25 protein-coding genes are annotated in these 24958 nt (G+C 72.4%); 17 read left to right on the top strand and 8 right to left on the bottom strand.

Annotated elements, in window-relative coordinates:
* Window positions 1-57: 57 nt before the first annotated feature.
* Together ABZS80_RS03700 and ABZS80_RS03695 are read left to right on the top strand one after the other, a co-directional pair.
* Window positions 58-4410, top strand: coding sequence for a HAMP domain-containing protein (locus ABZS80_RS03700; RefSeq protein ID WP_355054657.1), 4353 nt, complete (start codon window positions 58-60; stop codon window positions 4408-4410).
* Window positions 4407-4964, top strand: a complete 558-nt coding sequence (locus tag ABZS80_RS03695) for a response regulator (RefSeq protein ID WP_151463283.1) — start codon at window positions 4407-4409, stop codon at window positions 4962-4964. Before ABZS80_RS03700 ends, ABZS80_RS03695 begins: the two co-directional genes overlap by 4 nt.
* A 4-nt stretch (window positions 4965-4968) precedes the next feature.
* Here ABZS80_RS03695 and ABZS80_RS03690 read toward each other — a convergent pair whose 3' ends face one another.
* On the bottom strand, window positions 4969-5490 hold the full coding sequence (locus ABZS80_RS03690) for a MarR family transcriptional regulator (protein ID WP_355054289.1): 522 nt from the start codon (window positions 5488-5490) through the stop codon (window positions 4969-4971).
* Window positions 5491-5557: 67 nt separating this feature from the next.
* Between ABZS80_RS03690 and ABZS80_RS03685 the strand changes: the two genes are divergently transcribed.
* Together ABZS80_RS03685 and ABZS80_RS03680 are read left to right on the top strand one after the other, a co-directional pair.
* The gene (locus ABZS80_RS03685; RefSeq protein ID WP_355054288.1) at window positions 5558-6460 is read left to right on the top strand and encodes an ABC transporter ATP-binding protein; all 903 of its coding nucleotides are present in this window, start codon (window positions 5558-5560) and stop codon (window positions 6458-6460) included.
* Complete coding sequence (locus tag ABZS80_RS03680; RefSeq protein WP_355054287.1) at window positions 6457-8049, top strand: ABC transporter permease; 1593 nt, start codon at window positions 6457-6459, stop codon at window positions 8047-8049. The genes ABZS80_RS03685 and ABZS80_RS03680 overlap by 4 nt, the downstream gene beginning before the upstream one ends.
* Before the next feature lie 83 nt (window positions 8050-8132).
* On the opposite strand, the gene ABZS80_RS03675 is transcribed toward ABZS80_RS03680, so the two are convergent.
* Window positions 8133-8465 carry an STAS domain-containing protein gene (locus ABZS80_RS03675; protein ID WP_107075862.1) on the bottom strand — a complete coding sequence of 111 codons (333 nt, stop codon included), beginning with the start codon at window positions 8463-8465 and terminating at the stop codon, window positions 8133-8135.
* 150 nt (window positions 8466-8615) lie between these two features.
* On the opposite strand from ABZS80_RS03675, the gene hemL reads away from it, so the two are divergent.
* The 6 genes from hemL to ccsB are packed head-to-tail and all read left to right on the top strand — an operon-like array spanning window position 8616 to window position 14644.
* Window positions 8616-9953: a glutamate-1-semialdehyde 2,1-aminomutase gene (gene hemL / locus ABZS80_RS03670; RefSeq protein ID WP_355054286.1), complete on the top strand. Its 1338-nt coding sequence runs from the start codon at window positions 8616-8618 to the stop codon at window positions 9951-9953.
* Between the two features lie 6 nt (window positions 9954-9959).
* Window positions 9960-10607, top strand: coding sequence for a histidine phosphatase family protein (locus ABZS80_RS03665; RefSeq protein WP_355054285.1), 648 nt, complete (start codon window positions 9960-9962; stop codon window positions 10605-10607).
* A complete protein-coding gene (locus ABZS80_RS03660; protein ID WP_355054284.1) occupies window positions 10607-11179 on the top strand; it encodes a TlpA disulfide reductase family protein in 573 nt (190 codons plus the stop codon). Before ABZS80_RS03665 ends, ABZS80_RS03660 begins: the two co-directional genes overlap by 1 nt.
* Complete coding sequence (locus tag ABZS80_RS03655; protein ID WP_355054283.1) at window positions 11179-12042, top strand: cytochrome c biogenesis protein CcdA; 864 nt, start codon at window positions 11179-11181, stop codon at window positions 12040-12042. The genes ABZS80_RS03660 and ABZS80_RS03655 overlap by 1 nt, the downstream gene beginning before the upstream one ends.
* The gene (locus tag ABZS80_RS03650) at window positions 12042-13664 is read left to right on the top strand and encodes a cytochrome c biogenesis protein ResB (protein ID WP_355054282.1); all 1623 of its coding nucleotides are present in this window, start codon (window positions 12042-12044) and stop codon (window positions 13662-13664) included. Before ABZS80_RS03655 ends, ABZS80_RS03650 begins: the two co-directional genes overlap by 1 nt.
* On the top strand, window positions 13664-14644 hold the full coding sequence (ccsB, locus tag ABZS80_RS03645; protein WP_355054281.1) for a c-type cytochrome biogenesis protein CcsB: 981 nt from the start codon (window positions 13664-13666) through the stop codon (window positions 14642-14644). The genes ABZS80_RS03650 and ccsB overlap by 1 nt, the downstream gene beginning before the upstream one ends.
* Here the strand turns inward: ccsB and ABZS80_RS03640 are convergent.
* Window positions 14629-14847 carry a hypothetical protein gene (locus ABZS80_RS03640; protein WP_355054280.1) on the bottom strand — a complete coding sequence of 73 codons (219 nt, stop codon included), beginning with the start codon at window positions 14845-14847 and terminating at the stop codon, window positions 14629-14631. The two genes, ccsB and ABZS80_RS03640, sit on opposite strands and share 16 nt — an antisense overlap.
* A 53-nt stretch (window positions 14848-14900) precedes the next feature.
* Window positions 14901-15371, bottom strand: coding sequence for a MarR family winged helix-turn-helix transcriptional regulator (locus ABZS80_RS03635; RefSeq protein ID WP_355054279.1), 471 nt, complete (start codon window positions 15369-15371; stop codon window positions 14901-14903).
* A 64-nt stretch (window positions 15372-15435) separates the two neighbouring features.
* Between ABZS80_RS03635 and ABZS80_RS03630 the strand changes: the two genes are divergently transcribed.
* The gene (locus ABZS80_RS03630; protein WP_355054278.1) at window positions 15436-15996 is read left to right on the top strand and encodes a carboxymuconolactone decarboxylase family protein; all 561 of its coding nucleotides are present in this window, start codon (window positions 15436-15438) and stop codon (window positions 15994-15996) included.
* Between the two features lie 9 nt (window positions 15997-16005).
* Here ABZS80_RS03630 and ABZS80_RS03625 read toward each other — a convergent pair whose 3' ends face one another.
* Window positions 16006-16878, bottom strand: a complete 873-nt coding sequence (locus ABZS80_RS03625) for an alpha/beta hydrolase (protein WP_355054277.1) — start codon at window positions 16876-16878, stop codon at window positions 16006-16008.
* A gap of 153 nt (window positions 16879-17031) precedes the next feature.
* Here ABZS80_RS03625 and ABZS80_RS03620 point away from each other — a divergent pair, with 153 nt between their 5' ends.
* Both ABZS80_RS03620 and mqnP read left to right on the top strand, forming a co-directional pair.
* Window positions 17032-18492: a menaquinone biosynthesis decarboxylase gene (locus ABZS80_RS03620; protein ID WP_355054276.1), complete on the top strand. Its 1461-nt coding sequence runs from the start codon at window positions 17032-17034 to the stop codon at window positions 18490-18492.
* Window positions 18492-19406, top strand: a complete 915-nt coding sequence (gene mqnP, locus ABZS80_RS03615; RefSeq protein ID WP_355054275.1) for a menaquinone biosynthesis prenyltransferase MqnP — start codon at window positions 18492-18494, stop codon at window positions 19404-19406. The genes ABZS80_RS03620 and mqnP overlap by 1 nt, the downstream gene beginning before the upstream one ends.
* 12 nt (window positions 19407-19418) lie before the next feature.
* On the opposite strand, the gene ABZS80_RS03610 is transcribed toward mqnP, so the two are convergent.
* Window positions 19419-20381 carry a terpene synthase gene (locus ABZS80_RS03610; protein ID WP_355054274.1) on the bottom strand — a complete coding sequence of 321 codons (963 nt, stop codon included), beginning with the start codon at window positions 20379-20381 and terminating at the stop codon, window positions 19419-19421.
* A 157-nt stretch (window positions 20382-20538) separates the two neighbouring features.
* On the opposite strand from ABZS80_RS03610, the gene ABZS80_RS03605 reads away from it, so the two are divergent.
* On the top strand, window positions 20539-21183 hold the full coding sequence (locus ABZS80_RS03605; RefSeq protein ID WP_355054273.1) for a UbiX family flavin prenyltransferase: 645 nt from the start codon (window positions 20539-20541) through the stop codon (window positions 21181-21183).
* A 54-nt stretch (window positions 21184-21237) separates the two neighbouring features.
* On the opposite strand, the gene ABZS80_RS03600 is transcribed toward ABZS80_RS03605, so the two are convergent.
* Complete coding sequence (locus tag ABZS80_RS03600; RefSeq protein ID WP_013473529.1) at window positions 21238-21504, bottom strand: BldC family transcriptional regulator; 267 nt, start codon at window positions 21502-21504, stop codon at window positions 21238-21240.
* Window positions 21505-21772: 268 nt separating this feature from the next.
* Here ABZS80_RS03600 and ABZS80_RS03595 point away from each other — a divergent pair, with 268 nt between their 5' ends.
* The 3 genes from ABZS80_RS03595 to ABZS80_RS03585 are packed head-to-tail and all read left to right on the top strand — an operon-like array spanning window position 21773 to window position 24222.
* Complete coding sequence (locus ABZS80_RS03595) at window positions 21773-22231, top strand: Lrp/AsnC family transcriptional regulator (protein WP_355054272.1); 459 nt, start codon at window positions 21773-21775, stop codon at window positions 22229-22231.
* Window positions 22232-22277: 46 nt separating this feature from the next.
* Complete coding sequence (locus ABZS80_RS03590) at window positions 22278-23120, top strand: SDR family oxidoreductase (RefSeq protein ID WP_355054271.1); 843 nt, start codon at window positions 22278-22280, stop codon at window positions 23118-23120.
* Between the two features lie 10 nt (window positions 23121-23130).
* Window positions 23131-24222: a PLP-dependent cysteine synthase family protein gene (locus ABZS80_RS03585; RefSeq protein ID WP_355054270.1), complete on the top strand. Its 1092-nt coding sequence runs from the start codon at window positions 23131-23133 to the stop codon at window positions 24220-24222.
* Window positions 24223-24226: 4 nt separating this feature from the next.
* On the opposite strand, the gene ABZS80_RS03580 is transcribed toward ABZS80_RS03585, so the two are convergent.
* Window positions 24227-24847, bottom strand: coding sequence for a putative glycolipid-binding domain-containing protein (locus ABZS80_RS03580; RefSeq protein ID WP_355054656.1), 621 nt, complete (start codon window positions 24845-24847; stop codon window positions 24227-24229).
* Window positions 24848-24958: the final 111 nt, after the last annotated feature.

The raw sequence follows: 24958 nt of genomic DNA, 5'->3' as shown, positions 1-24958 counted from the left end.
GTGGGATGGCCGCGTGTCGGCACGAGCCTGATGGCCCCCGAGCTGAGCGAGGAACTGATGACCACGGCGAAACAACTGGTAGCCGGGGACGACCACGAGGTGATCCTCGGCGAGCTGGTGGAGGCGCTGCGACGGGTGCGTCGCGGCGACCTCCGGGTCCGGCTGCCCCGACGGGCGGGCCTGGCCGGCGAGGTGGCGGACTCCTTCAACGACGTGGTGTCGCTGCAGGAGCGGCAGCACCTGGACCTGCGCCGGATCAGCCGGGTGGTCGGCCGGGACGGCCGGCTCACCGAACGGCTCGACGACGAGGGCCTGGACGGCTCGTGGGCGGAGGGGCAGCGGGCGGTCAACTCGCTGATCGACGACCTGGGCCGCCCGACCACGGAGATCGCCCGGGTGATCGTGGCGGTGGCCGACGGCGACCTGTCGCAGCACATGGCGCTGGAGATCGACGGCCGGCCGCTGCGCGGTGAGTACCTGCGCATCGGCCGGACCGTGAACACGATGGTCGACCAGCTCTCGTCGTTCGCCGACGAGGTGACCCGGGTGGCCCGGGAGGTGGGCACCGAGGGCAAGCTGGGCGGCCAGGCGGACGTCCGCGGTGTGGCCGGCACCTGGAAGGACCTCACCGACTCGGTGAACACCATGGCGTCGAACCTCACCGGACAGGTGCGCTCGATCTCCCAGGTGGCGACGGCGGTGGCGAAGGGCGACCTGTCGCAGAAGATCACGGTGGGCGCACGCGGCGAGGTGGCCGAGCTGGCCGACACGATGAACTACCTCACCGACACGCTGCGGCTCTTCGCCGAGCAGGTGACCCGGGTGGCCCGCGAGGTGGGCACCGAGGGCAAGCTCGGCGGCCAGGCGGACGTGCCGAACGTGGCCGGCACCTGGAAGGACCTGACCGACAGCGTCAACTCGATGGCGTCGAACCTGACCAGCCAGGTCCGCAACATCGCCCAGGTCTCCACGGCGGTGGCCCGCGGCGACCTCTCCCAGAAGATCACCGTGGCCGCCCAGGGCGAGATCCTGGAGCTGAAGGACACCGTGAACACGATGGTGGACCAGCTGTCGTCGTTCGCGGACGAGGTGACGCGGGTGGCCCGTGAGGTGGGCATCGAGGGCAAGCTGGGCGGGCAGGCCCAGGTGCGCGGGGTCTCCGGCACCTGGCGGGACCTGACCGAGAACGTGAACCAGCTCGCCGGCAACCTGACCAGCCAGGTGCGGAACATCTCACAGGTGTCCACGGCCGTGGCCAAGGGTGACCTGTCGCAGAAGATCACGGTGGACGCGCAGGGTGAAATCCTGGAGCTGAAGAACACCGTGAACACCATGGTCGACCAGCTGTCGTCGTTCGCCGACGAGGTGACGCGGGTGGCCCGTGAGGTGGGCACCGAGGGCAAGCTCGGCGGCCAGGCGCAGGTGAAGGGTGTCTCCGGCACCTGGCGGGACCTGACCGACAACGTGAACTCGATGGCGTCGAACCTGACCAGCCAGGTGCGCAACATCGCCTCGGTCACCACGGCCGTGGCCAAGGGCGACCTGAGCCAGAAGATCACGGTGGACGCCCGGGGCGAGATCCTGGAGCTGAAGTCGACGGTCAACACGATGGTCGACCAGCTGTCGTCGTTCGCCGACGAGGTGACCCGGGTCGCCCGCGAGGTGGGCACCGAGGGCAAGCTCGGCGGCCAGGCCCAGGTGCGCGGTGTGGCCGGCACCTGGCGCGACCTCACCGACAACGTGAACTCGATGGCGTCCAACCTGACCGCCCAGGTGCGGAACATCGCCCAGGTGTCGACGGCGGTGGCCAAGGGTGACCTGTCGCAGAAGATCACGGTGGACGCGCAGGGCGAGATCCTGGAGCTGAAGTCGACGGTCAACACGATGGTCGACCAGCTGTCGTCGTTCGCCGACGAGGTGACGCGGGTGGCCCGTGAGGTGGGCACCGAGGGCAAGCTGGGCGGTCAGGCGCAGGTGAAGGGTGTCTCCGGCACCTGGCGGGACCTGACCGACAACGTGAACTCGATGGCGTCGAACCTGACCAGCCAGGTGCGGAACATCGCCTCGGTCACCACCGCCGTGGCGAAGGGTGACCTGGGCCAGAAGATCACGGTGGACGCGCAGGGCGAGATCCTGGAGCTGAAGAACACCGTCAACACGATGGTCGACCAGCTCTCCTCGTTCGCCGACGAGGTCACCCGGGTGGCCCGCGAGGTCGGCATCGAGGGCAAGCTGGGCGGTCAGGCCCAGGTGAAGGGGGTCAGCGGCACCTGGCGCGACCTCACCGAGAACGTCAACCAGCTCGCCTCGACCCTGACCACCCAGCTCCGGGCGATCTCCCAGGTCTCCACCTCGGTGACCCGCGGCGACCTGACCCAGCGGATCAGCGTGAAGGCGCAGGGCGAGGTCGCCGAGCTGAAGGACAACATCAACCAGATGATCGTCACCCTCCGGGAGACGACGAAGAAGAACGCCGAGCAGGGCTGGCTCGACTCGAACCTGGCCCGCATCGGCGGCCTGCTCCAGGGCCAGCGGGACCTCGGCGAGGTCTGCCGCATGATCATGATGGAGGTGACCCCGCTGGTCGACGCGCAGCTCGGCGCGTTCTTCCTGGCGGACAGCTCCGAGGGCAGCATGCGGCTGCGGCTCACCGCCTCCTACGGCTACGTGGCGCGCGGGCACGACGTGACCTTCGGGCCCGGCGAGGGGCTGGTCGGCCAGGCCGCCCTGTCCCGGCGGACCATCCGGGTCAACACCCAGCCCGACGGGCGCCTGGTGCTCCGCTCCGGCCTGGCCGAGACACCCCCGGCCGACCTCGTGGTGCTGCCGGTCCTCTTCGAGGGCGAACTGCTCGGCGTGATCGAGTTCGCCGGGGTGACGACCTTCTCCGAGCTGCACCTGGCGTTCCTGGAGCGGCTGGTGCTCACCATCGGCGTCGCGGTCAACACCATCCAGGCCAACCGGCGTACGGAGGAGCTGCTGGCGCAGTCGCAGCGGCTGGCGCACGAGATGCAGGAGCAGTCGGCGGAACTCCAGCGCACCAACGCCGAGCTGGAGGACAAGGCGAAGCTGCTCTCCGAGCAGAAGACCAACATCGAGACGCAGAACCGGGAGATCGAGCTGGCCCGGCTCGGCTTGGAGGAGAAGGCGCAGCAGCTCACCCGGGCGTCGGCGTACAAGTCGGAGTTCCTGGCCAACATGAGCCACGAGCTGCGTACGCCGCTGAACTCGCTGCTCCTGCTGGCCCGGCTGCTCGCCGAGAACCCGGAGCAGAACCTGAGCGCCAAGCAGATCGAGTTCGCCCGCACCATCCACAGCGCCGGTTCGGACCTGCTCTCCCTGATCGACGACATCCTCGACCTGTCCAAGATCGAGGCGGGCCGGATGGACGTGGAGCCGACCGAGATCCACTTCTCGGAGATCCGCGGCTACGTCGAGCAGGCGTTCGCGCCGCAGGCCGAGGAGAAGGGCCTCGACTTCCAGGTGCGGATCAGCAAGGACCTGCCGCCGGCGCTGGTCACCGACGCCCAGCGGTTGCAGCAGATCCTGCGCAACCTGCTCTCCAACGCCGTGAAGTTCACCGACAACGGCGCGGTCACCCTGCGCATCGCGCCGGCCGCCGAGAACGCGGTCTTCGACGTGCCGGCGCTGACCAACGCCCGGCAGGTCATCGCGTTCACGGTGATCGACACCGGCATCGGCGTCTCGGACGACAAGCTCTCGCTGATCTTCGAGGCGTTCCAGCAGGCCGACGGCACGACCAGCCGGCGCTACGGCGGCACCGGCCTGGGCCTGTCGATCAGCCGGGACCTGGCCCGCCTGCTCGGCGGCACGATCACGGTGTCCTCCGCGCCCGGGCAGGGGTCGACGTTCACTCTCTTCGTACCCGATGTGCTGGCGCCGGACGCGGTGGTGGCGCCGGCGCCGCCCTCGCCGCAGCGCGCGGGCCTGCCGTCGTCCCTGCTCATGCCCATGGAGCTGCCGCAGCCGCAGGAGACCCCGGCCACCCGCCGGCTGGAGGGCGTGACCGTTCTGATCGTCGATGACGACGTCCGGAACGTGTTCGCGCTGACCTCCGCGTTGGAACTTCACGGTATGACCGTGTTGTACTCGGACAACGGGGCGGACGGTGTCCGCCAACTGGCCGAGCATCCGGAGGTGGACATCGTGCTGATGGACGCGATGATGCCGGACCAGGACGGCTACGAGACGACCGCGCAGATCCGCCGCAACCACCGCTTCGCGGACCTGCCGATCGTGTTCCTGACCGCGAAGGCGATGCCCGGTGACCGGGAGTCGGCGATCGCGGCCGGGGGCAGCGACTACATCACCAAACCGGTGGACCTGGACGAGCTGATCGAGCTGATGGCGTCCTGGATCGGCCGGAGCCGAGGCGAGGAGACTCCGTGACCCAGATGGCCAAGGCGCTGCTGGTGGACGACCGGCGGGAGAACCTGATGGCCCTGGAGGCGATCCTCCAGGGGCTTCCGGTGCAGTCGGTCGCCGTGGAGAGCGGCGAGGCGGCGCTCAAGCAGCTCCTGGTGGACGACTTCGCGGTGATCCTGCTGGACGCCCAGATGCCGGACATGGACGGCTTCGAGACCGCCACCCACATCAAGCGGCGGGAGCGGACCCGGCACGTGCCGATCATCTTCCTCACCGCCGCGGACAAGGACGCCCAGCTCGCCCTGCGGGGCTACGCGGTCGGCGCGGTCGACTACCTGACCAAGCCCTTCGACCCGTGGGTGCTGCGGGCGAAGGTGTCGGTCTTCGTCGAGCTGTGGGTGAAGACCCGGCAGCTCGCCGCCCAGTCGGACCTGGTGCGGGAGCGCGACGCCCAGTGGCGGGTGCTCACCGACGCGGTGGACGAGGCGACCGCGTTGCTACGCGCCGACGACGACGCGGAGTCCCGGGAGCGCGCCGTGGACCTGCTGGAGCAGGCCCGCTGGGGCAACAACGCCTGAGCGCTCAGGTTTCGGCCCGGTCGTCGTGTCCCGTCGCGGCGCGCCGGGCCCGCCACCGTTCGCCGAGGGCGTCGATCTCCTCCTGAACGAAGAGGAAGAAGTCCCGCATCTCGGCGACCCGCTCGCCGGCCGGGGTGTTCCGCCCGTGCAGCGCCTCCAGGCCGCCGGCGGCGATGTCGATGAAGTTCTTGTACAGGCCGGTCTTCGTGATGGTGGCCTCGTACCAGGGGTTGACCGGCATCCGGTAGCGGTCCCGCCGGGAGCCCTTGACCGGCTCGCGGACCAGCATGGCGAACTGGGTCAGGTAGCGCACGGCGCCGGACACGGCCGCCGCGCTCACTCCCAGCCGCTCGCCGATCTCGGCGGCGGTCAGCGGCTCGTCGGCGCTCATGACGGTGAACAGCACCCGGCCGGCCATGCGGGGGAAGCCGACGTCCGCGAACGCCATCGCCATCCGTTCGACGAAGAGGTGGACCTCTTCCTCGTCCCGGTGGGGCGGCTCGGTCATCGGCGTCGTCTCGCTCATCACACCTGATCGTCTCTCAGATCTCACTGTCTTCACAAGTTTGTGAAACGAGCGTAGCTTCCGAACCATGGAAACTCCCATTGAGGTGTCCGGCCTGGTGAAGACGTTCGGCCGGACCCGAGCGCTCGACGGACTCGACCTGACCGTCCGCGCCGGCGAGGTGCACGGCTTCCTGGGCCCCAACGGCTCCGGCAAGTCGACCACCATCCGGGTGCTGCTCGGTCTGCTGCGGGCGGACGCGGGGGCCGTCCGACTGCTCGGCGGCGACCCCTGGCGGGACGCCGTCGCCCTGCACCGCCGGCTCGCGTACGTGCCCGGCGACGTCACGCTCTGGCCCAACCTGAGCGGCGGCGAGGTGATCGACCTGCTCGGCCGGCTGCGCGGCGGGCTCGACCCGAAGCGCCGGGCCGAGCTGCTGGAGTCCTTCGAGCTGGACCCGCGCAAGAAGGGCCGCGCCTACTCCAAGGGCAACCGGCAGAAGGTCGGCCTGGTGGCGGCGCTCGCCTCCGACGTCGAGCTGCTCATCCTCGACGAACCCACGTCCGGGCTCGACCCGCTCATGGAGGAGGTCTTCCAGCACTGGGTGCGCCGCGCCAAGCAGGACGGCCGCACCGTGCTGCTCTCCAGCCACATCCTGGCCGAGGTGGAGGCGCTCTGCGACCGGGTGACGATCATCCGGAACGGCCGGGCCGTCGAGTCCGGCACCCTCACCGAGCTGCGCCACCTGCACCGCACCTCGATCGACGCCGAGGTGACCGCCCCGCTGAACGGGCTGGCCGACCTGCCCGGCGTCCACGACCTGCGGGTGGACGGCAACCGGGTCCGTTTCGACGTGGACACCGCCGCGCTGGACGCCGCCCTGCGGCGCCTCACCGAGCTGGGCGTCCGCAGCCTGGTCAGCACGCCGCCGACGCTGGAGGAGCTGTTCCTGCGGCACTACGAGGCGGTCCCCGAGGAGCTGGTCCGATGAGCACGCTCGCCGGCACCTGGCAACTGGCCCGGCTCGCCCTGCGCCGGGACCGCCTCCTGCTCCCGCTCTGGGTACTGATCATCGCCGTGCTGCCGGCGACCTACGCGACCAGCTTCTTCGAGCTGTTCCCGACCGCCGCCGAGCGGGCCGCGTACGCCACCGGCACCGCCCGCAACCCCTCGATCATCGCGCTGCTCGGCCCGGTCTACGGGGACAGCGTCGGCGCGCTGACCGCCCAGCGCGGCGGCTTCCTGCTGGTCGTCGTGGCGCTGGCCAGCCTGCTCACCGTCATCCGGCACACCCGCGTCGAGGAGGAGGCCGGCCGGCGGGAACTGCTCGGCGGCGGGGTGCTCGGCCGGCACGCCGGGCTGACCGCCGCGCTGCTCGTCACGTACGCGGCCGACGTGCTGCTCGGCCTGCTCACCGCGGCCGGGCTGGCGTCCACCGGCCTGTCGGCCGCCGGCTCGTGCGCGTACGGGCTCGGCACGGCGCTGACCGGCGTGGTCTTCGCCACCGTCGGCGGGCTGACCGCCCAGCTCACCGAGACCGCGGGCGGGGCCCGGGGCATCGGGATCGCCGTCCTCGGCGCATCCTTCGCGCTGCGCATGGTCGGGGACACCGCCGCCAACGACTGGCCGAGCTGGTTCTCCCCGCTGGGCTGGGCAGCCCGGGTCCGGCCCTACGAGGGGGAACGCTGGTGGGTGCTCGCGCTGCCGCTGGTCGCGTCGGCGCTGCTCGCCGCGGTCGCGTACCCGGTCTCGGTGCGCCGTGACCTGGGCGCCGGGGTGCTGCCGGCCCGGCTGGGGCCGGCCACCGCCGGCCGGGGACTCGCCGGTCCCTTCGGGCTGGCCTGGCGGCTGCACCGCGGGCAGATCCTCTGGTGGTCGGTCGGCTTCGGCCTGCTCGGGCTGATCCTCGGCGGCGCCGCGCAGGCGGCCGGCCGCTCGGTCGAGGGGAACCAGCAGCTGGAGGACATCATGGCGCGGATCGGCGGGGCCTCCGGCCTGGCCGACGCCTACCTGGGCGCCACGCTGAGCCTGGCCGGGCTGGCCGCGGCGGGCTACGGCATCCAGGCCGCGCTGCGGATGCGCGCCGAGGAGTCCGCCGGGCACGCGGAACCGGTGCTCGCCACCGGAGCGCACCGCTCCACCTGGCTGCTGTCGCACGTGGTGTTCGCGCTGGTCGGCCCGGTCGTGGTGCTCGCCGTGACGGGCCTGGCCACCGGCCTGACGTACGGGCTGAGCGTGCACGACGTGCCCCGGGAGCTGACCCGGATGCTCGGCGCCGGGCTGGCCCAGGCGCCCGCCGCCTGGGTGCTGGCCGGGCTCGCCGTGCTGCTCTACGGCCTGCTGCCCCGGCTCGCGCCGGTGGCCTGGGCGGTGCTGGCGGTCTGCGTGCTGCTCGGTCAGCTCGGCGCGGTGCTCGAACTCGACCAGTGGCTGCTGGACCTGTCCCCGTTCACGCACACCCCCCAGGTCCTCCGCGACACCTGGAGCGCGACCCCCCTGTGGACCCTGGCCGTCGTGGCCCTGGCCCTGGCGGCGGCCGGCCTGACGGCCTTCCGCCGCCGCGACGTCCCGGTCACCTGACCGCCCCGGACCCGGTTGATCAAGAGGTTTGCGTCAGGATTCCGGTCCCGGCCGACGCAAACCTCTTGATCGACGTGGACGGGTCAGGGGGCGGTCTCGTTGCGGATCATCAGGGCCGAGCGGAGGCCGGTGATGTCCAGGACGCGGAGGAGGAAGTCGCCGACGTTGCTCAGGACCAGCAGGCTCTGGGCATGGCTGGCCTTGCGGCTGAGCACCACGAGCGTCCCGAGGCCCTGCGAGTCGCAGAACGTGACCCCGCCCAGGTCGAGCACGATGCGCGGCGGGGGTTCGGCCAGCACCTCGTTGACGACTGTCGACAGCTGGGCGGCCGTGAGCATGTCGATCTCACCGGCGAGGCGAAGCACCGCTTCGTCACCCGTCCGGTGTAGCGTGATGGACAGTTCGGCACGATCCACCCGGTCACCCTATCGCGATCTCGACCAACGGGCCCGTCGAGCGACCCGCCGGTAGCTGACCCGCGCCGCACCCACGGGGCGTGAGCCCGGTAACCCTCGGTGCGGGGTGCCTGCCGATCAGCCCCCCGGCGCTGACACAATGGCGGCATCGTGACCGATACCTTTTCCGCCGGATCCGGCCGCTACCCGGCCGACGCACCGGCCTCCGAGGCCCTGTTCGACCGCGCCAAGGCCATCGTGCCCGGCGGGGTCAACTCACCCGTGCGCGCGTTCCGTGCCGTCGGCGGTACCCCGCGCTTCATGGTCCGGGGGGAAGGTCCCTGGCTCTTCGACGCCGACGGTCGCCGCTACGTCGACCTGGTCTGCTCCTGGGGGCCGCTGATCCTCGGTCACGCCCATCCGGCGGTGGTCGACGCGCTGCGCGAGGCCGCCGCGCTCGGCACCAGCTTCGGCACCCCCACCCCGGGCGAGGTCGACCTGGCCGCGGAGATCGTCGCGCGGACCCCGGTGGAGCAGGTCCGCCTGGTCAACTCGGGCACCGAGGCGACCATGTCGGCGATCCGGCTGGCCCGCGGCTTCACCGGCCGCGCCAAGATCATCAAGTTCTCCGGCTGCTACCACGGCCACTCCGACGCGCTGCTCGCCGCCGCCGGCTCGGGCGTGGCCACCCTCGGCCTGCCCGACTCGCCCGGCGTCACCGGGGCGGCCGCCGGCGACACCATCGTGCTGCCGTACAACGACCTGCGCGCGGTCGAGGAGGCCTTCGCCGCCGAGGGCCCGCACATCGCGGCGATCATCACCGAGGCGGCCGCCGGCAACATGGGCGTGATCGCCCCGCGCGGCGACTTCAACCAGCAGCTCGCCCGGATCGCCCACGCGCACGGCGCGCTGCTGATCGTCGACGAGGTGATGACCGGGTTCCGGGTCTCCCGCGCCGGCTGGCACGGGCTCGACCCGTCGGACGCCGACCTGTGGACGTACGGGAAGGTCATGGGCGGCGGCCTGCCCGCCGCGGCGTTCGGCGGGCGCACGGAGATCATGGCGAAGCTGGCCCCGGCCGGCCCGGTCTACCAGGCCGGCACCCTCTCCGGTAACCCCCTCGCGTGCGCCGCCGGCCTGGCCACGCTGCGGCTGGCCGACGACGCGCTCTACCGCCGCCTCGACGAGACGGCCGCCGCGGTGGGCAAGCTCGCCACCGAGGCGCTGGCCGCCGTCGGGGTCCCGCACCGCCTGTCGTACGCGGGCAACATGTTCTCGATCTTCTTCACCGACGCCGACGTGGCCGACTACGACAGCGCCCGCACCCAGCAGGTGCCCGCGTTCAAGGCGTTCTTCCACGCCATGCTCGCCGCCGGTGTCTACCTGCCGCCGAGCGCGTTCGAGTCGTGGTTCGTGTCGGCGGCGATCGACGACGCCGCCCTGGAGCAGATCGCCGCGGCCCTGCCGGCGGCGGCCAACGCGGCGGCAGCGGCAGGACACGGGGGGTAGGTAGTTGTGAGCACGACGGTGGTCCACGTGCTGCGGCACGGCGAGGTGTACAACCCGGACGGCATCCTCTACGGGCGGCTGCCCGGGTTCCGCCTCTCCGAGCTGGGCGTCCAGATGGCCAAGGCGGCCGCCCAGGCGCTCGCCGAGCGCACCGTGGTGCACGTGGTGGCCAGCCCGCTCGAGCGCGCCCAGCAGACCGCCGAGCCGATCGCCGCCCAGTTCGGCCTGCCGGTCGGGGTGGACGAACGACTGATCGAGAGCGCGAACTGGTTCGAGGGCAAGAAGGTCTCCCCGGGCGACGGCTCGTTCCGCGACCCGCGCAACTGGTGGGTGCTGCGCGACCCGGTCACGCCGTCCTGGGGCGAGGCCTACCGGGTGATCGCCGAGCGGATGTTCGGCGCGCTGCACGCCGCCCGGGTCGCCGCCGAGGGGCGCGAGGCCGTGCTCGTCTCCCACCAGCTGCCCATCTGGACCCTGCGCCGCCACGTCGAGCGCAAGCGGCTCTGGCACGACCCGCGCAAGCGGCAGTGCGGCCTGGCCAGCCTCACCTCGTTCCACTTCGACGGCGCCAAGATCGTCGGTATCGGCTACTCCGAGCCCGCGGCCCACCTGGTCTCGATCTCGCCGACCGCGCGGACGGCCAAGGGAGCCTGATGCCCAGCCGGAGGCTCGTCGCCGCCCTCCTCACCGCCGTCGCCGCCGCGACGGCGCTGGTCGGTTGCGCCTCCGGCAGCGAGGAGAGCCGCTGCGCGAGCGACGGCGTCACCATCACCTGCGCCCCCGACCAGCGGTCGAAGACCCCGAAGGTGAGCGGCGAGCTGCTCACCGGCGGCAGCTACGACATCGCCGAGGCCCGCGGCCAGGTGGTCGTGGTCAACTTCTGGGGCTCCTGGTGCGCGCCCTGCCGGGCGGAGGCCGACGACCTGGAGGCCGCCTACCAGGCCACCAAGGCGTCCGGCGTCACCTTCCTCGGCATCAACGTGCAGGACAGCAAGGACAAGGCGATCGCCTTCGAGGAGGGCCGGGTCACCTACCCGAGCCTCTTCGACCCGGCCAGCCGGCAGGCGCTCAACTTCGACATCCCGCCCAACACCACCCCGGCGACCGTCGTCCTGGACCGCGACGGCCGGGTCGCCGTGGTGATCCGCCGGGCGATCACCCGGGACGAGCTCCAGCCCGTCGTCGAGCGGATCGCGGCCGAGCAGCCCCCGTCCGGATCCCGCTGATGGGCGAGACCTTCCGCCAGCTCGCCGAGTCCGGCCCGCTCCTGCTGGCCGTCGGGGCCGCGGCGCTCGCCGGGCTGGTCAGCTTCCTCTCCCCGTGCGTGCTGCCGCTGATGCCCGGCTACCTGTCGTACGTGACGGGGCTGGCCGGCGCGGACCTGGAGGCAAGGAAGGGCCCCCTCTTAACGCCTCCGGTAGAGGAGGGGTCCCCTGCTAACGCCGAAGGCGGAGCGAGCGGCGGCGGCGTGGCGGTCGCGGCACCCCCGGCGGCACGGCCGGTCGCCGCCGTGAAGGGCCGTGTGCTGGCCGGCACCATGCTCTTCATCGCCGGCTTCACCGCGGTCTTCACGGCCACCGCGATCCTCTTCTCCGGCGTCGGCAAGCTCCTCTTCCAGTACGAGCGCACGCTGGAGATCGTCATCGGCGCCCTCATCGTGGTGCTCGGTCTCGGCTACCTGGGCGTGATCCCCGGCCTGCAGCGCGAGTTCCGCATCCGCCGGCTGCCCGCCGCGGGGCTGCTCGGCGCCCCGGTGCTCGGCGCCGTCTTCGCGCTCAGTTGGCTGCCGTGCACCGGGCCGACGCTCGGCGCGGTGCTCGGCCTGGCCACCGTCGACGGCAGCACCGATCGGGCCGTGCTGCTCGCCGTGGCGTACTGCCTCGGGCTGGGGGTACCGTTCGTCGTCTTCGGGCTGGGCTTCCACCGCCTGCTCGGGGTGTTCCGCGCCGTCCGCCGCAACAGCCGCTGGGTCACCCGCATCGGCGGCGCGCTGCTGATCCTCATCGGCGTGGCGCTGGTCACCGGCGGCTGGCAGGACTTCGTGATCTGGTTGCAGACGCACGTGGGCGTGGGCGAGGTGAGCATCTGATGACGACCGTGGACGACCGGCCGTCCGCGCCGCCGGCCGGCGCGCCCCGGCCGCGCGTCAACCCCGTGCTGGCCCTGCTGCGCAACTCGTGGCGGCAGCTCACCAGCATGCGTACGGCCCTGATCCTGCTCTTCCTGCTGGCGATCGCCGCCATTCCCGGCTCGGTACTGCCGCAGCGCGGCGTCAACCCGGAGAAGGTCACCGAGTACTTCGTCGACCACCCCGACCTGGCGCCCCGGCTCGACCAGCTCGGCATGTTCGAGGTCTTCGCCTCGGTCTGGTTCTCCGCGATCTACCTGCTGCTCTTCACCTCGCTGGTCGGCTGCATCCTGCCCCGGGCCCGCGACCACGTCCGCGCGCTGCGGATGCGGCCGCCCGCCGCCCCGAAGCGGCTGGAGCGGTTGCCCCAGCACGCCGTGCTGGAGGCCCCGGCCGCCGCCGACCCCGAGGCGATCGCGGCGGTGCTGCGCCGGCGCCGCTGGCGGGTCACCGTCCGCGGCAACGAGGTCTCCGCCGAGAAGGGCTACCTCAAGGAGACCGGCAACCTGCTCTTCCACGTCTCGCTGGTCGCCGTCCTGCTCGGGGTCGCGCTCGGCTCCTGGTACGGCTGGCACGGCAACCGGATCCTGGTCTCCGGTGCGGACAACGCCTTCTGCAACACCCGGCAGCAGTACGCCGAGGCGTCGCTCGGGCCGCGCGTCGACAGCGCCGACCTGCCGCCGTTCTGCCTCACCCTGGACCGGTTCGAGGCGGACTACCTGGCGTCCGGGCAGGCCTCCCGCTACTGGGCCACGGTGACCGTGGACCACCTGGACGACGGGTCCACGCGGAGCGCCGGCTTCTCGGTCAACTCGCCGCTGCGCCTCGACACGGCCAACGTCTACCTGCTCGGCAACGGGTACGCACCGATCCTGAAGTACACCGACAGGTACGGCCGCACCCAGACCAGCGCGGCGCCGTTCCTGCGCAGCGGCGACCAGAACGCCACCGAGGAGGGCGTGGCCGCCTTCCCGGACGCGAACGTCGATCCGAAGACCGGCAAGCGCGCCCCCGACCAGCAGGTCGCCTTCGACGGGCTCTACCTGCCCACCGCCCCGGACAACGCCCCGTTCGTCGCGTCCCAGTTCCCCGCGGAGCGGAACCCCGCGGTGGTGCTGGCCGCGTACCGGGGCAACCTGGGGCTGGACGCCGGCATCCCCGGCTCGGTCTACAAGCTCGACCAGCGGCAGGTCGCCAACGGCAAGCTCAAGCAGATCGGCGAGAAGGTGCTGCGCCCCGGCGAGAAGTGGACGCTGGACGACGGCAGCACGCTGGAGTTCGTCGGCACGAAGCCGTACATCACCATCTCGGTCCGGCACGCCCCCGGCCAGACCATGATGCTGGCCGCCTGCGGGACGCTGCTGCTCGGGCTCATGGGCTCGCTCTTCGCCCGCCGGCGTCGGGTCTGGTTCCGGGTTTCGCCCCCGGTGGGTGGATCTCCGACGAGCGGTAGTAGTTTGGTGGAGGCCGGTGGGCTGCCGCGCACCGAGCATCCAGGGTTCGCCGACGAGTTCGCGCAGCTCGTCGCCGCGGTCAGCGACGACGGGCGGGACGACCGGCGGGCGCGAGAAGGAGACGAGTGATGTCCGCACTCTCCGACCAGCTGGTCACGTTCGCGATCCTGGCGTACCTGGTCGCGATGATCAGCCACGCCGTCGAGTACGCCCTGGGCAACGCTCGGAAGGTGCCGGCGGTGGCCCCGGCCCGGGAGCTGGTGGGCGCCGGCGTCGGCGGCGCCGGTGGGACGGTCGAGGAGCCGGCCAGCCCGGTCACCCCGGCCGCGACCCGAGCCGGCCGCTCCGCCGCGCGGGCCGAGCTGGCCGGGCGGATCGCCGCCTGGATCACCGTGCTCGCCGCCGCGCTGCACCTCGGCGCGGTGGTCACCCGGGGCCTCGCCGCCGAGCGGATGCCCTGGGGCAACATGTACGAGTTCGTGCTGACCGTCACGTGGATCGGGGCGGCCGCCTGGCTCGCGGTGCTCTGGAAGCAGCCGTCGCTGCGCCGGCTCGGGCTGTTCCTGACTCTGGTCATGGTGCTGCTGCTGGCGTTCGCCGAGCTGAAGCTCTATGTGCAGGTCGTGCCGCTCATGCCGGCGCTGCAGTCCTACTGGTTCATCATCCACGTGTCGACGATCATCTTCGCCTCCGGCATCTTCCTGCTGGGCGTGGTGCCGGCCGTGGCCTACCTGATGCGGGCCGGCTGGGAGCAGGGGAAGCGGAGCTTCCCGTACACGCTGGCCCGGCGGCTGCCGGCGGCGGCCGGCCTGGAGCGGCTAACCTTCACGCTGCACGCCTTCGCCTTCCCGGTCTTCACCTTCGCGGTGATCGCGGGTGCGATCTGGGCCGAGGCGGCCTGGGGTCGCGCCTGGGGCTGGGACCCGAAGGAGACCTGGGCGTTCATCTCCTGGGTGGTCTACGCGGGCTACCTGCACGCCCGGGCCACCCCGAGCGTGAAGCGCAACGTGGCCACCTGGATCTCCGTCGTGGGCTTCCTGACCATGCTCATGAACCTGTTCGGGGTCAACTTCTTCTTCACCGGCCTGCACTCCTACGCCGGCGTCTGACCCGCGCGCCCCGACCGGCGGGCGGTCAGCACCCCGTCGACGCGCAGGGTGATCTGGTAGGCCACCTCGGGAAGGTCGGCCAGATCGAGGCGGTCGGCCCGCAGCGCGAACTGGGCGTGCAGTTCGCGGGCCACCGCGTCCCGGATCTCGGCCTGCAGGGGGCTGAGCCCGTCCGGGTCACCCACCACGTACGCGTCGTCCATGCCGACATCGTCGCCTCCAACCCGGTTGAGAGGTCAAGGCGCGACGATGCTTGTCACCCGCCGAACCAGCCGGGGACGTCGAGGCGGAAGACGTCGGCCGGAACCATGCGGCGCAGGTCGTCCTCGATCGCCGCGACCCGCTCGGCGCCGAGGGTTGCCGCCCAGCGGTCCCGTAGGTCGTCGAAGACGACCGCCGAGCGGCGCAGCCCGTCGTGGCCCTTCGCCGTCATCCGGACCAGCTTGCGGCGGGCGTCGGCCGGGTCGTCGGCGCGTTCGAGGTAGCCGAGCGCGACCAGGCGGTCGACGGTCTTGCCGGCCGCCTGTTTCGAGACGCCGAGGCGCTGCCCGAGGTCGCTGGCGGTGGTGCCGGCGGGGCCGACGGCCTGGAGCACGAAGCCGTGGGCCGGGCGCAGGTCGGGGTGCCCCTGCCGGGCCAGTTCGGCGTGCAGGTCGTCGATGAGAGTGCGGAAGCCGGCGAGCAGGAGCAGCGGGAGCGCGAAGCCCGGGCGGTCAGGCGTTGCCATGTTCGACAACCTCGTTTACTATTTCGTCAACCACATTGACTATCTTACGCGAGGGGTACCCGTCATGTCCCGGCCCGTCTTCACCGCCCACACCCCCGACACCGCACCCGCCGCCGCCCGCCGCACCATGCACGACGTCCACCGCAAGCTCGGCCACCTGCCCGGCGCGGTGGCCCTGATGGCCGAGTCGCCCGAGCTGCTCAGGGGCTTCCTCACCGCCAACGCCGTCTTCGAGTCCACCGACCTCGACCCGGTCGCCCGCGAGGTGGTCGTGCTGACCGTGGCCACCCGCAACGAGTGCCACCTCTGCGTGGCCATGCACACCGCGACGCTCACCCGGCAGGCTGCGGCACCGGAGTTGATCGAGGCGCTCCGGGCCGGCGCCGCGCTGCCCGAGCCGCGCCTGGAGGCGCTGCGCCGGTTCACCGTCGCCGTGCTCGACCACCGGGGCGCAGTCCCGGACGGCGAGCTGGACGCCTTCCTCGCCGCCGGCTGGCAGCCCCGGCACGCGCTGGACGTGGTGCTCGGCGTCGGGACGTACACGATCTCGACCTTCGCCAACCGCCTCACCGGCGCCCCGCTCGACCCGCGGCTCGCCGCCTACGCCTGGGAGCCAGCCGCCTGACCGGCGGCCTCAGTTCCGCAGGAACGGCAGCAGCAGGTCCGCCAGCTCGGCCGGCCGCTCCTCGAAGAGCCAGTGGCCACACTCCTCCACCACCTCGCCGGTGACCCTGTCGGCGTACCGGCGGACCTGCTCGGCCACCTGCTCACCGAGGCTGGCCCGGGCGCCGACGGCGAGGACCGGCATGGGCAGCTTCGTCGCCCGGCACGCGGCGTTGTCCGCAATGTCCTGCCCGAACGCCCGGAAGTAGGCGAAGCTCGCCCAGAGGTGGGCCGGGTCCCGCAGGTGCCGGGCGTACTCCGCCGCCTCCTCTGGGCCGATGCTGCCCTTGTTGACCATGATCGAGTCGGTGAACCGATCCACCCAGAGCGGTTCCCGGCCGGTGACGAGTTGCTCCGGCAGGCCGTTGGTCAGATTGAAGAAACCGAAGTTCCACACGGCCGGGCCGGCGGCGGTGAGGGCCGGAATCGCGTAGATGCTCTCGTCGGGGATCGGCGCCTCGGTGAGCGCCAGCCGGGACACCCGGTCGGGATGGGCGGCAGCGTAGGCGTAGGCGACCATCGTGCCGAGGTCGTGACCGACCAGGCGGATGTCCTCGACCAGGCCGAGCGCGGTCAGCAGCCCGTGCAGGTCGGCCGCGACCGTCTTCTTGTCGTAGCCGTCGGTCGGGGCGTCGCTGTCGCCGAAGCCGCGCAGGTCGGGCGCGACCACCTCGAACGACTCGGCCAGTACCGGCAGCAGGTGCCGCCACATCCGCCAGCACTGCGGGTAGCCGTGCAGCAGCACCAGGGTGGGCCCGCTGCCCCCGCGGACATGGTTGATCGTCACGTCACCGACCCGGGTCCGCTGCTCGGTGAACCCTGCCGGGACCCGTCCCTCGCCCATCGACGCCCCCTCTCGTCCGGCGGCTCGACTACCCGGTGACAGGGGAGCCATGCCAGGCCAGGCAACCACGCCGGGTGCGCTCGCCCGACGCTCCGGCTCAGCTCACACCACCCGGCTTGGACGCTGAGAACACCGGTGCGGGAGACTGGCGGCATGGCGGCTCGTGGCTTCCCGTACACCGATCTCAAGGACTTCCTCGCGGCGCTGGAGGCCGCGGGCGAGCTGCGGCGGGTGAGCGTCCCGGTCGACCCCGCGCTGGAGATCAGCGAGGTGGTCACGCGAACCGTCCGCGACGGCGGCCCGGCGCTGCTCTTCGAGCGGCCCACCCGGGGCGAGATGCCGGTGGCGATCAACCTGTTCGGCACCGAGAAGCGGATGGCCATGGCGCTCGGCGTCGACACGCTGGACGAGATCGGCGAGCGGATCGGCGCGATGATCAAGCCGGAGCTGCCCGTCGGCTGGTCCGGCATCCGCGAGGGCCTGGGCAAGGTCATGCAGCTCAAGTCGCTGCCGCCGCGCAAGGTCAAGACCGCCCCCTGCCAGCAAGTGGTCTACCGCGGTGACGACGTCGACCTCAACCGGCTGCCCGGCCTCCAGGTCTGGCCCGGCGACGGCGGGATCTTCCACAACTTCGGGCTGACCCACACCAAGCACCCGGAGACCGGCAAGCGCAACCTCGGCCTCTACCGGCTCCAGCAGCACAGCCGCAACACCCTCGGCATGCACTGGCAGATCCACAAGGACTCCACCGCCCACCACGCGGTCGCCGAGCGGCTCGGCCAGCGGCTCCCGGTGGCCATCGCCATCGGCTGCGACCCGGTCGTCTCGTACGCCGCCACCGCGCCGCTGCCCAGCGACATCGACGAGTACCTGTTCGCCGGTTTCCTGCGCGGCGAGCGGGTCGAGATGGTCGACTGCCTGACCGTGCCGCTGCAGGTGCCGGCGAACGCGCAGATCGTGCTGGAGGGCTACCTGGAGCCCGGCGAGCGGCTGCCCGAGGGGCCCTTCGGCGACCACACCGGCTTCTACACCCCGGTCGAGCCGTTCCCGGTGCTGCACGTCGAGACGATGACCATGCAGCGCGACCCGGTCTACCACTCGATCATCACCTCGAAGCCGCCGCAGGAGGACCACGGCCTCGGCAAGGCCACCGAGCGGATCTTCCTGCCGCTGCTCAAGCTGATGATCCCGGACATCGTCGACTACGACCTGCCGGCCGCCGGTGTCTTCCACAACTGCGCGATCGTCTCCATCCGCAAGCGCTACCCGAAGCACGCGCAGAAGGTGATGAACGCGATCTGGGGCGCACACCTCATGTCGCTGACCAAGCTCATCGTGATCGTCGACGAGGACTGCGACGTGCACGACTACAACGAGGTCGCGTTCCGTGCCTTCGGCAACGTCGACTACGCCCGGGACCTGCTGGTCACCGAAGGTCCGGTGGACCACCTGGACCACGCCTCGTACCAGCAGTTCTGGGGCGGCAAGGCGGGCCTCGACGCGACCCGCAAGCTGCCCACCGAGGGCTACACCCGGGGTTGGCCCGAGGAGATGACCATGTCGCCCGAGGTGGTCTCCCTGGTCGACAAGCGCTGGAAGGAGTACGGCATCTGATGGCCACCGTCGCCGAGGTCCCCGTGGAGCGTCCGGGCCGGGTCAAGTCCTTCCTCAAGCTGGTCGCGATCGAGCACTCGGTCTTCGCGCTGCCGTTCGCGTACCTGTCGGCGCTGACCGCCATGCAGGTCGACGGCGGCCGGGTGCGCTGGCTCGACCTGCTGCTGATCACCGTGGCGATGGTCGGCGCGCGGACGTTCGCCATGGCCGCCAACCGGATCCTCGACCGGCGGATCGACGCGCGGAACCCGCGTACCGCCAACCGGGAACTGGTGACCGGGACGGTGAGCGTGCGGACGGCCTGGACCGGCGCGGCCGTCGCGCTGGTGGTCTTCCTGGCCGCCGCAGCCCTGCTCAACCCGCTCTGCCTGGCGCTCGCCCCGCTCGCCGTGGTGCCACTGGTCGTCTACCCCTACGGCAAGCGGTTCACCAACTGGCCGCACGCCATCCTGGCCATCGCCCAGGCGGTCGGCCCGGTCGGCGCCTGGCTCGCCGTCACCGGCACCCTCGACGGCTCCTGGCCGGCCTGGCTGCTCGGCGCGGCCGTCGGCCTCTGGATCGGCGGCTTCGACCTGATCTACGCGTGCCAGGACTCCGAGATCGACCGGGAGATCGGGGTGCACAGCGTCCCGGCCCGCTACGGCCGGCGCTTCGCGCTGCACGCCTCCACCGTCGCGCACGTGGTGACCTTCGCGCTGTTCATCTGGTTCGGCGCGCTGGTCGGCTTCGGCTGGCTCTGGTGGATCGGGCTGGCGTTCACCGCGGTCGCCTTCGGCTACCAGCACCTCGTGGTCAGCCCGACCGACCTCAGCAAGGTCAACCGGGCGTTCTTCACGGCCAACGGCTTCGTCGGCATCGCGCTGTTCGTCTTCGCGCTGCTGGACCTGGTGGTCCGCCTCGGCCTGCGCGCCTGAGCGGCGCCCGGCTCAACCGGTCGCGGCGGGATAGCGCCCGCTCTCCAGCGTCCAGTCGACCGTGCCGCGGACCGCGTTGGCCAGCCCGTCGAGGTGGGCGGTGACCGCCTCGTCCAGCGCCGGCCCGAACGACGGCGCCGCGGCGCGCAGCGCCATGAAGCGGGCCATCTCCGCGCGCCAGCGCGCGGCGACCAGGTCCACCGCGGCCGGCACCGGCACGCCCCGCTCGGCGGCCACCGCGAGCACCAGGTTGTGGCCCCCGGCGCCAGCCTGGTCCCGCTCCAGCGAGGCCAGGTCGTTGTACCAGGACAGCAGGTCGTTGGCGAGGTCGGCGAGCCGGCGCAGCGCGGGATGGTGGTAGACCGCGTCGGGAAGCGGCCGACCGGCGGCGAACTCGATCAGGGGGTACGACACGTACGCCGCCGAGGTGGCCCGGCGCAGCTGCACGTACTCGGCGACGCCCGGTGGCCGCCCGGCGACCGTGGCGACCGCCTCCCGCCAGGCCCCGTCGAGGTGGTCGGCCACGGCGTCGGCGAAGCGCAGCCGCCAGCGGGCCGGCATCCGGCGCCGGGGCTCCCGCCACGCCTGCACGAGCAGCCGGCGCAGCGGGCCGGAGAATCCGGGATGGCGGGCCCGGGGCCCCTCGCGGAGCAGGGCCAGCGCGCCGTCGCGCAGCGCCCGGATCTGCGCCGGGGCGAGCCGGCCGGGCCCCTCGCAGGCGTCGTCCACCAGGAAGAACCAGGTGAACAGGGCGGCCAGTGCCCGCAGGTCGGGCTCGGTGGCGTCCGGGTAGAGGCGGCCGGCGTAGCGGGCGAAACCGGCCCGGGCCAGCCGCTCCCGCATGGCCGGGTCCAGCGGCAGGCCGAGCCGGTCGAGCTGGCCGACGAGCCATTCCTGCACCGCGTCGGCGTGCGGGGAGAGCCGGGGCGGGATCGGACACTCGGACCGCAACGCCCGCAGCACCGCCGCCGTCATCACCGGTTCCTTCCATAGACGTGGATCCCCGACGGAAGAATCCCACGTTCCCGGCACGCCCGCCGACCCGGTGGACAACGCCCCTGGTCGCGGACAAGCGGGACACACCGCCGGGGTGGCCGCCCGCCGCCCGGGTCGACCAGGCAGTCTGGACGGCATGCGCGAACCATGGGTGGTCGGCGTCTCCGGCGCCTCCGGCACGCCGTACGCGGCCGCGGTCGTCCGCGGCCTGCTCGACGCCGGCCAGGCGGTGGACCTGATCGTCTCCCGGGCCGCCCGGCTGACCATCCTCGACGAGACCGGCCGGGGGTTCCGGGACGGGCACTGGGCCGAGGACCTGGCCGCCTGGCTGGGCCGCGATCTCACCGGCGCGGACCTGCGGCACTGGCCGGCCGGTGACCTGGCCGCCGGCCCGAGCAGCGGCTCCTACCGGGTCCGCGGCATGGCCGTCGTCCCGGCCAGCACGGCGGCCTGCGCCGGCATCGCCATCGGGCTCTCCAAGGATCTGTTGCAGCGCGCGGCCGAGGTGAACCTCAAGGAGCGGCGGCCCGTGGTGGTGGTCCCCCGGGAGACCCCGGTGACCCGCAGCCATCTGGAACACCTCATCGCGCTGCACGACGCCGGCGCGGTGGTGCTCCCGGCGAGCCCCGGCTTCTACGGTGCCGGGGCGGCGGCGTCCGCCGCGCAACTGGTCGACTTCGTGGCCGGGAAGGTGCTGGACGCGCTCGGCGTGCCGCACACGCTGTTCCGCCGCTGGTCCGGTGAGCTGGCCGCCGCCCGCCGGGACCCGGACCCGGCCTGACGGCGGCGGATCGGGACGCGGACCGAGCCGGACCGCGTCCCGATCGGTGTCGCCTCAGTACATTCCGGCGTTCGCCGGCCCCGGGCCGGTCGAGGCGGTCGGGCCCATGTTGCGTGCCTTGCCCATGTCCTCCGCCTCGTCCAGCATGCCCTCCCCCTCAAGCAGGGCCCGCACCTCGGATTCCCGAAACCGGCGATGCCCGCCTGGAGTCCGGATGCTGCCGATCCGGCCGGCCGCTGCCCATCTGGTGACGGTCTTCGGGTCAACCCGAAACAGCGCGGCGACCTCACCCGGTGTCAGCAGGCGATCTCCAGTGTCCACAGCCCCCTCCTCGCGTCGACGAAGCCCCCGGCTGAACACACTGCCCCCGGCCGGTGCGAGCCCAGAGCCGTCATGAGGGACGTATGGCAATTACAGCACCAGCGACCTGGCGTGTCCGCCAAACGCGAAAAACGCACACAGTGAGAAGTTAGTAAATGCTACCGGTGTAGAACCCCCGTGACTGCACGTTTGTGAACGGCAACGTGACGTCATGTTCAACTGATGCCCCGTGTCGGGCGTTACGCCCGAAAGGATAGGGTCACTCTCCGTGGACGCGATCGACCTGAGCCTCGTGGAGCTGTTGCGGGGCAACGCCCGCCTGTCGTACGCCGAGCTGGCCCGCCAGGTCGGCCTCTCCGCCCCGGCGGTGCACGAGCGGGTCGGCAAGCTCGAGTCGGGCGGCGTCATCCGCGCGTACCGGGCCGAGGTGGAGCCGGAGGCCATCGGGCTCGGCGTCACGGCGCTGATCGGCATCGTGGAGGACTCGACCGCGGACACCGACGACGTGCTGGAGGCGTTCCGGCAGATGCCGGAGATCGAGTCCTGCTACTTCATGGCGGGCGTCGAATCCTTTCTGCTGAAAGCCCGGGTGGGCACCATCGCCGAGCTGGAGCAGCTGATCGTCCGGCTGAACCGGACCGCCGGGGTGGCCTCCACCCGCACCGGCATCGCCCTGTCGACCAAGTGGGAGAACCGGCCCCAGCCCCTCGATTCCGCCGCCTCCTGACCGCTCCGCTCTGGTCCCGGCGGCCCCGGAGCGTTACCGTGCGCCGATGACGACTCCGGGGCGGGGCGCCGCCGTGGTGACCGGGGCGGCCGGCGGCCTCGGCCGGGCGATCGCCGCCGCCCTGCACGCCGACGGCTGGCCGGTGCTGCTCACCGACGTGGACGCCGACGCCGTGGCCACCGCGGCGGCACCGCTCGGTGGCTGGTCCCGCCCGCTCGACGTCCGCGACGAGGCGGCCTGCGCGACGGTGGCCGCCGAGGCGGCCGGGACGCCGGGTGGGCTCGCGCTCTGGGTCAACAACGCCGGCATCCTGGCCACCGGGCCGTCCTGGACGCACGACGCGGCGACCCGGCGCCGGCTCGTCGAGGTGAACGCGCTGGGCGCCATGAACGGCACCCACACGGCCCTGACCGTGATGCGGGCGCAGGGCCACGGCCACGTGCTCAACGTCGTCTCGCTGGCCGGGCTGATCGCCGCCCCCGGCGAGACCGTCTACGCGGCCAGCAAGCACGCTCTGCTGGCGTTCAGCCTCGGCACCCTCGCCGACCTGCGGATGGCCGGCGTCCGGGGCGTACACGTGTCGTGCCTCTGCCCGGACGGGATCTGGACGCCGATGCTGCACGACAAGCTCGACGACCCGGGGGCCCTCGCGTCCTTCACGGGGTCGCTGCTGACTCCGGAGCGGGTCGCCGCGCGGGCCGCGCGGCTGGCCCGGCGGCCCCGGCCGGTGGTCAGCCTGCCGCGCTGGCGCGGCGCCCAGGTGCGCCTCCTGGACGCCTTCCCCCGGCTCGCCCTGGCTCTCACCCCGGTGGTCCGGGCCGCCGGCCGGGCCGGCCAGCGCCGGCAGGCGCGCCGGGTCCGTCCCGAGGCGAGCAGGCCTCGCTTGTAACGTTGCCGGCGTGACTCATCTCGACCGGTGTGACGAGGCCAGCCGGAGCTGGGTGACCGAGGCCATCGCCACGGTCGAGGCGGACGCCAACCGTTCCGCCGACACCCACCTCCTGCCTTTCCCGCTGCCCCGGGAGTGGGGCATCGACCTCTATCTCAAGGACGAGTCGGTGCACCCCACCGGCTCGCTCAAGCACCGGCTGGCCCGGTCGCTCTTCCTGTACGGGCTCTGCAACGGCTGGATCGGCCCGGAGACCACGATCGTCGAGGCGTCGTCCGGCTCGACGGCGGTCTCCGAGGCGTACTTCGCGCGGATGCTCGGGGTGCCGTTCATCGCGGTCATGCCCGCTTCCACCTCGCCCGAGAAGATCGCCCAGATCGAGTTCCAGGGCGGCCGCTGCCACCTGGTGCGGGACCCGGCCAAGGTGGTCATCGAGGCGCGCTGGCTCGCCGAGGACACCGGCGGGCACTACATGGACCAGTTCACCTACGCCGAGCGGGCCACCGACTGGCGGGGCAACAACAACATCGCCGAGTCGATCTACGCGCAGCTCGCCCTGGAACGGCACCCCGTGCCGGCCTGGATCGTGGTGGGCGCCGGCACCGGCGGCACCAGCGCCACCATCGGCCGGTACGCCCGCTACCGTCGCCTGCCCACCAAGCTCTGCGTGGTCGACCCGGAGAACTCCGCGTTCTACCCGGCGTGGCAGGCCGGCGACTGGTCGGTCCGCACCGACAAGGGCTCCCGGATCGAGGGGATCGGCCGGCCCTGCGTCGAGGCGTCCTTCCTGCCCAGCGTGGTGGACCGGATGATGCAGGTGCCGGACGCCGCGTCGCTGGCCGCCATGCGGGCCGGCTCGGCGGTGCTGGGCCGCCGGGTGGGCGGCTCCACCGGCACCAACCTCTGGGGTGCCTTCGCGCTGATCGCGGAGCTGCTCGCCGCCGGCCGGACCGGCTCGGTGGTCACCCTGATCTGCGACCCCGGCGACCGCTACGCGGACACCTACTACGACGACGAGTGGGTGGGCGGGCAGGGCCTCGACCTCGCCCCGCACCTGGCCACCATCGACCGCTTCCTGGCCACCGGCGCCTGGCCGGCCTGAGGCGTCAGCGCGGGTCGATCCGCTCGGCCAGCCCCGGGTAGCGCACCACGAAGCCCTCCTGGTCCACGTCCAGGTCGGCGGTGAAGGAGTCACTGGCGTAGCGGACCCGCCCCGGGCCGAGCGAGGTGTAGACCTGCTCGGCGGGGAGCACCGCCAGGCCCGGCAGCAGCACCCAGGCGGCGGTGATGGTCCGCGCCTGGTCGGCGGGGCCCCGGCTCAGGTTGAGCCGGCGGACCGGCAGGGTGTTGGTCAGCGGCGAGCCGCCCAGGTCGACGTCGAGCGCCTCGGCCAGCCGGTCCGGGTCGTCCGTGCCCGGCAACCCGGCCGGCGGATGCCCGGCCGCGCGCAACGCCGCGTCCAGGTCACCCTCCTCGCCGGTGCGCACCCGCCACCCGTCCCCGCCCCGTTCCAGGCGTACGCTGCGCGTCCAGCCCGCGCCCTCCGCGGTGACCTCCAGGCGGCTGGTCGACCAGTCCGCGCCCACGGTCAACTGGTAACGGCAGGTGTACGGGATCGGGTCGACGGCCAGCGCCACGCCCTGGGCGGTCAGCCCCTGCCGGTCGTCGAGCACCACGTGCTCCGAGCCGGCGGTGTCGGTCCGGGTCCAGAACAGCGACTTCGGCATGGTCGGCATGAACCGGACGTTACGCGAGCCGGCGGACACCGGCAGCGGATGCGCGAACGCCGCCGCCGAGCGGTGGCTCGACGGCGGCGTCAGTGCTGGTGTGGCGGCAGT

The sequence above is a fragment of the Micromonospora sp. NPDC005305 genome (assembly GCF_040607315.1).
GTDB lineage: Bacteria > Actinomycetota > Actinomycetes > Mycobacteriales > Micromonosporaceae > Micromonospora.
This window is presented reverse-complemented; position numbering and strand designations above follow the sequence as displayed.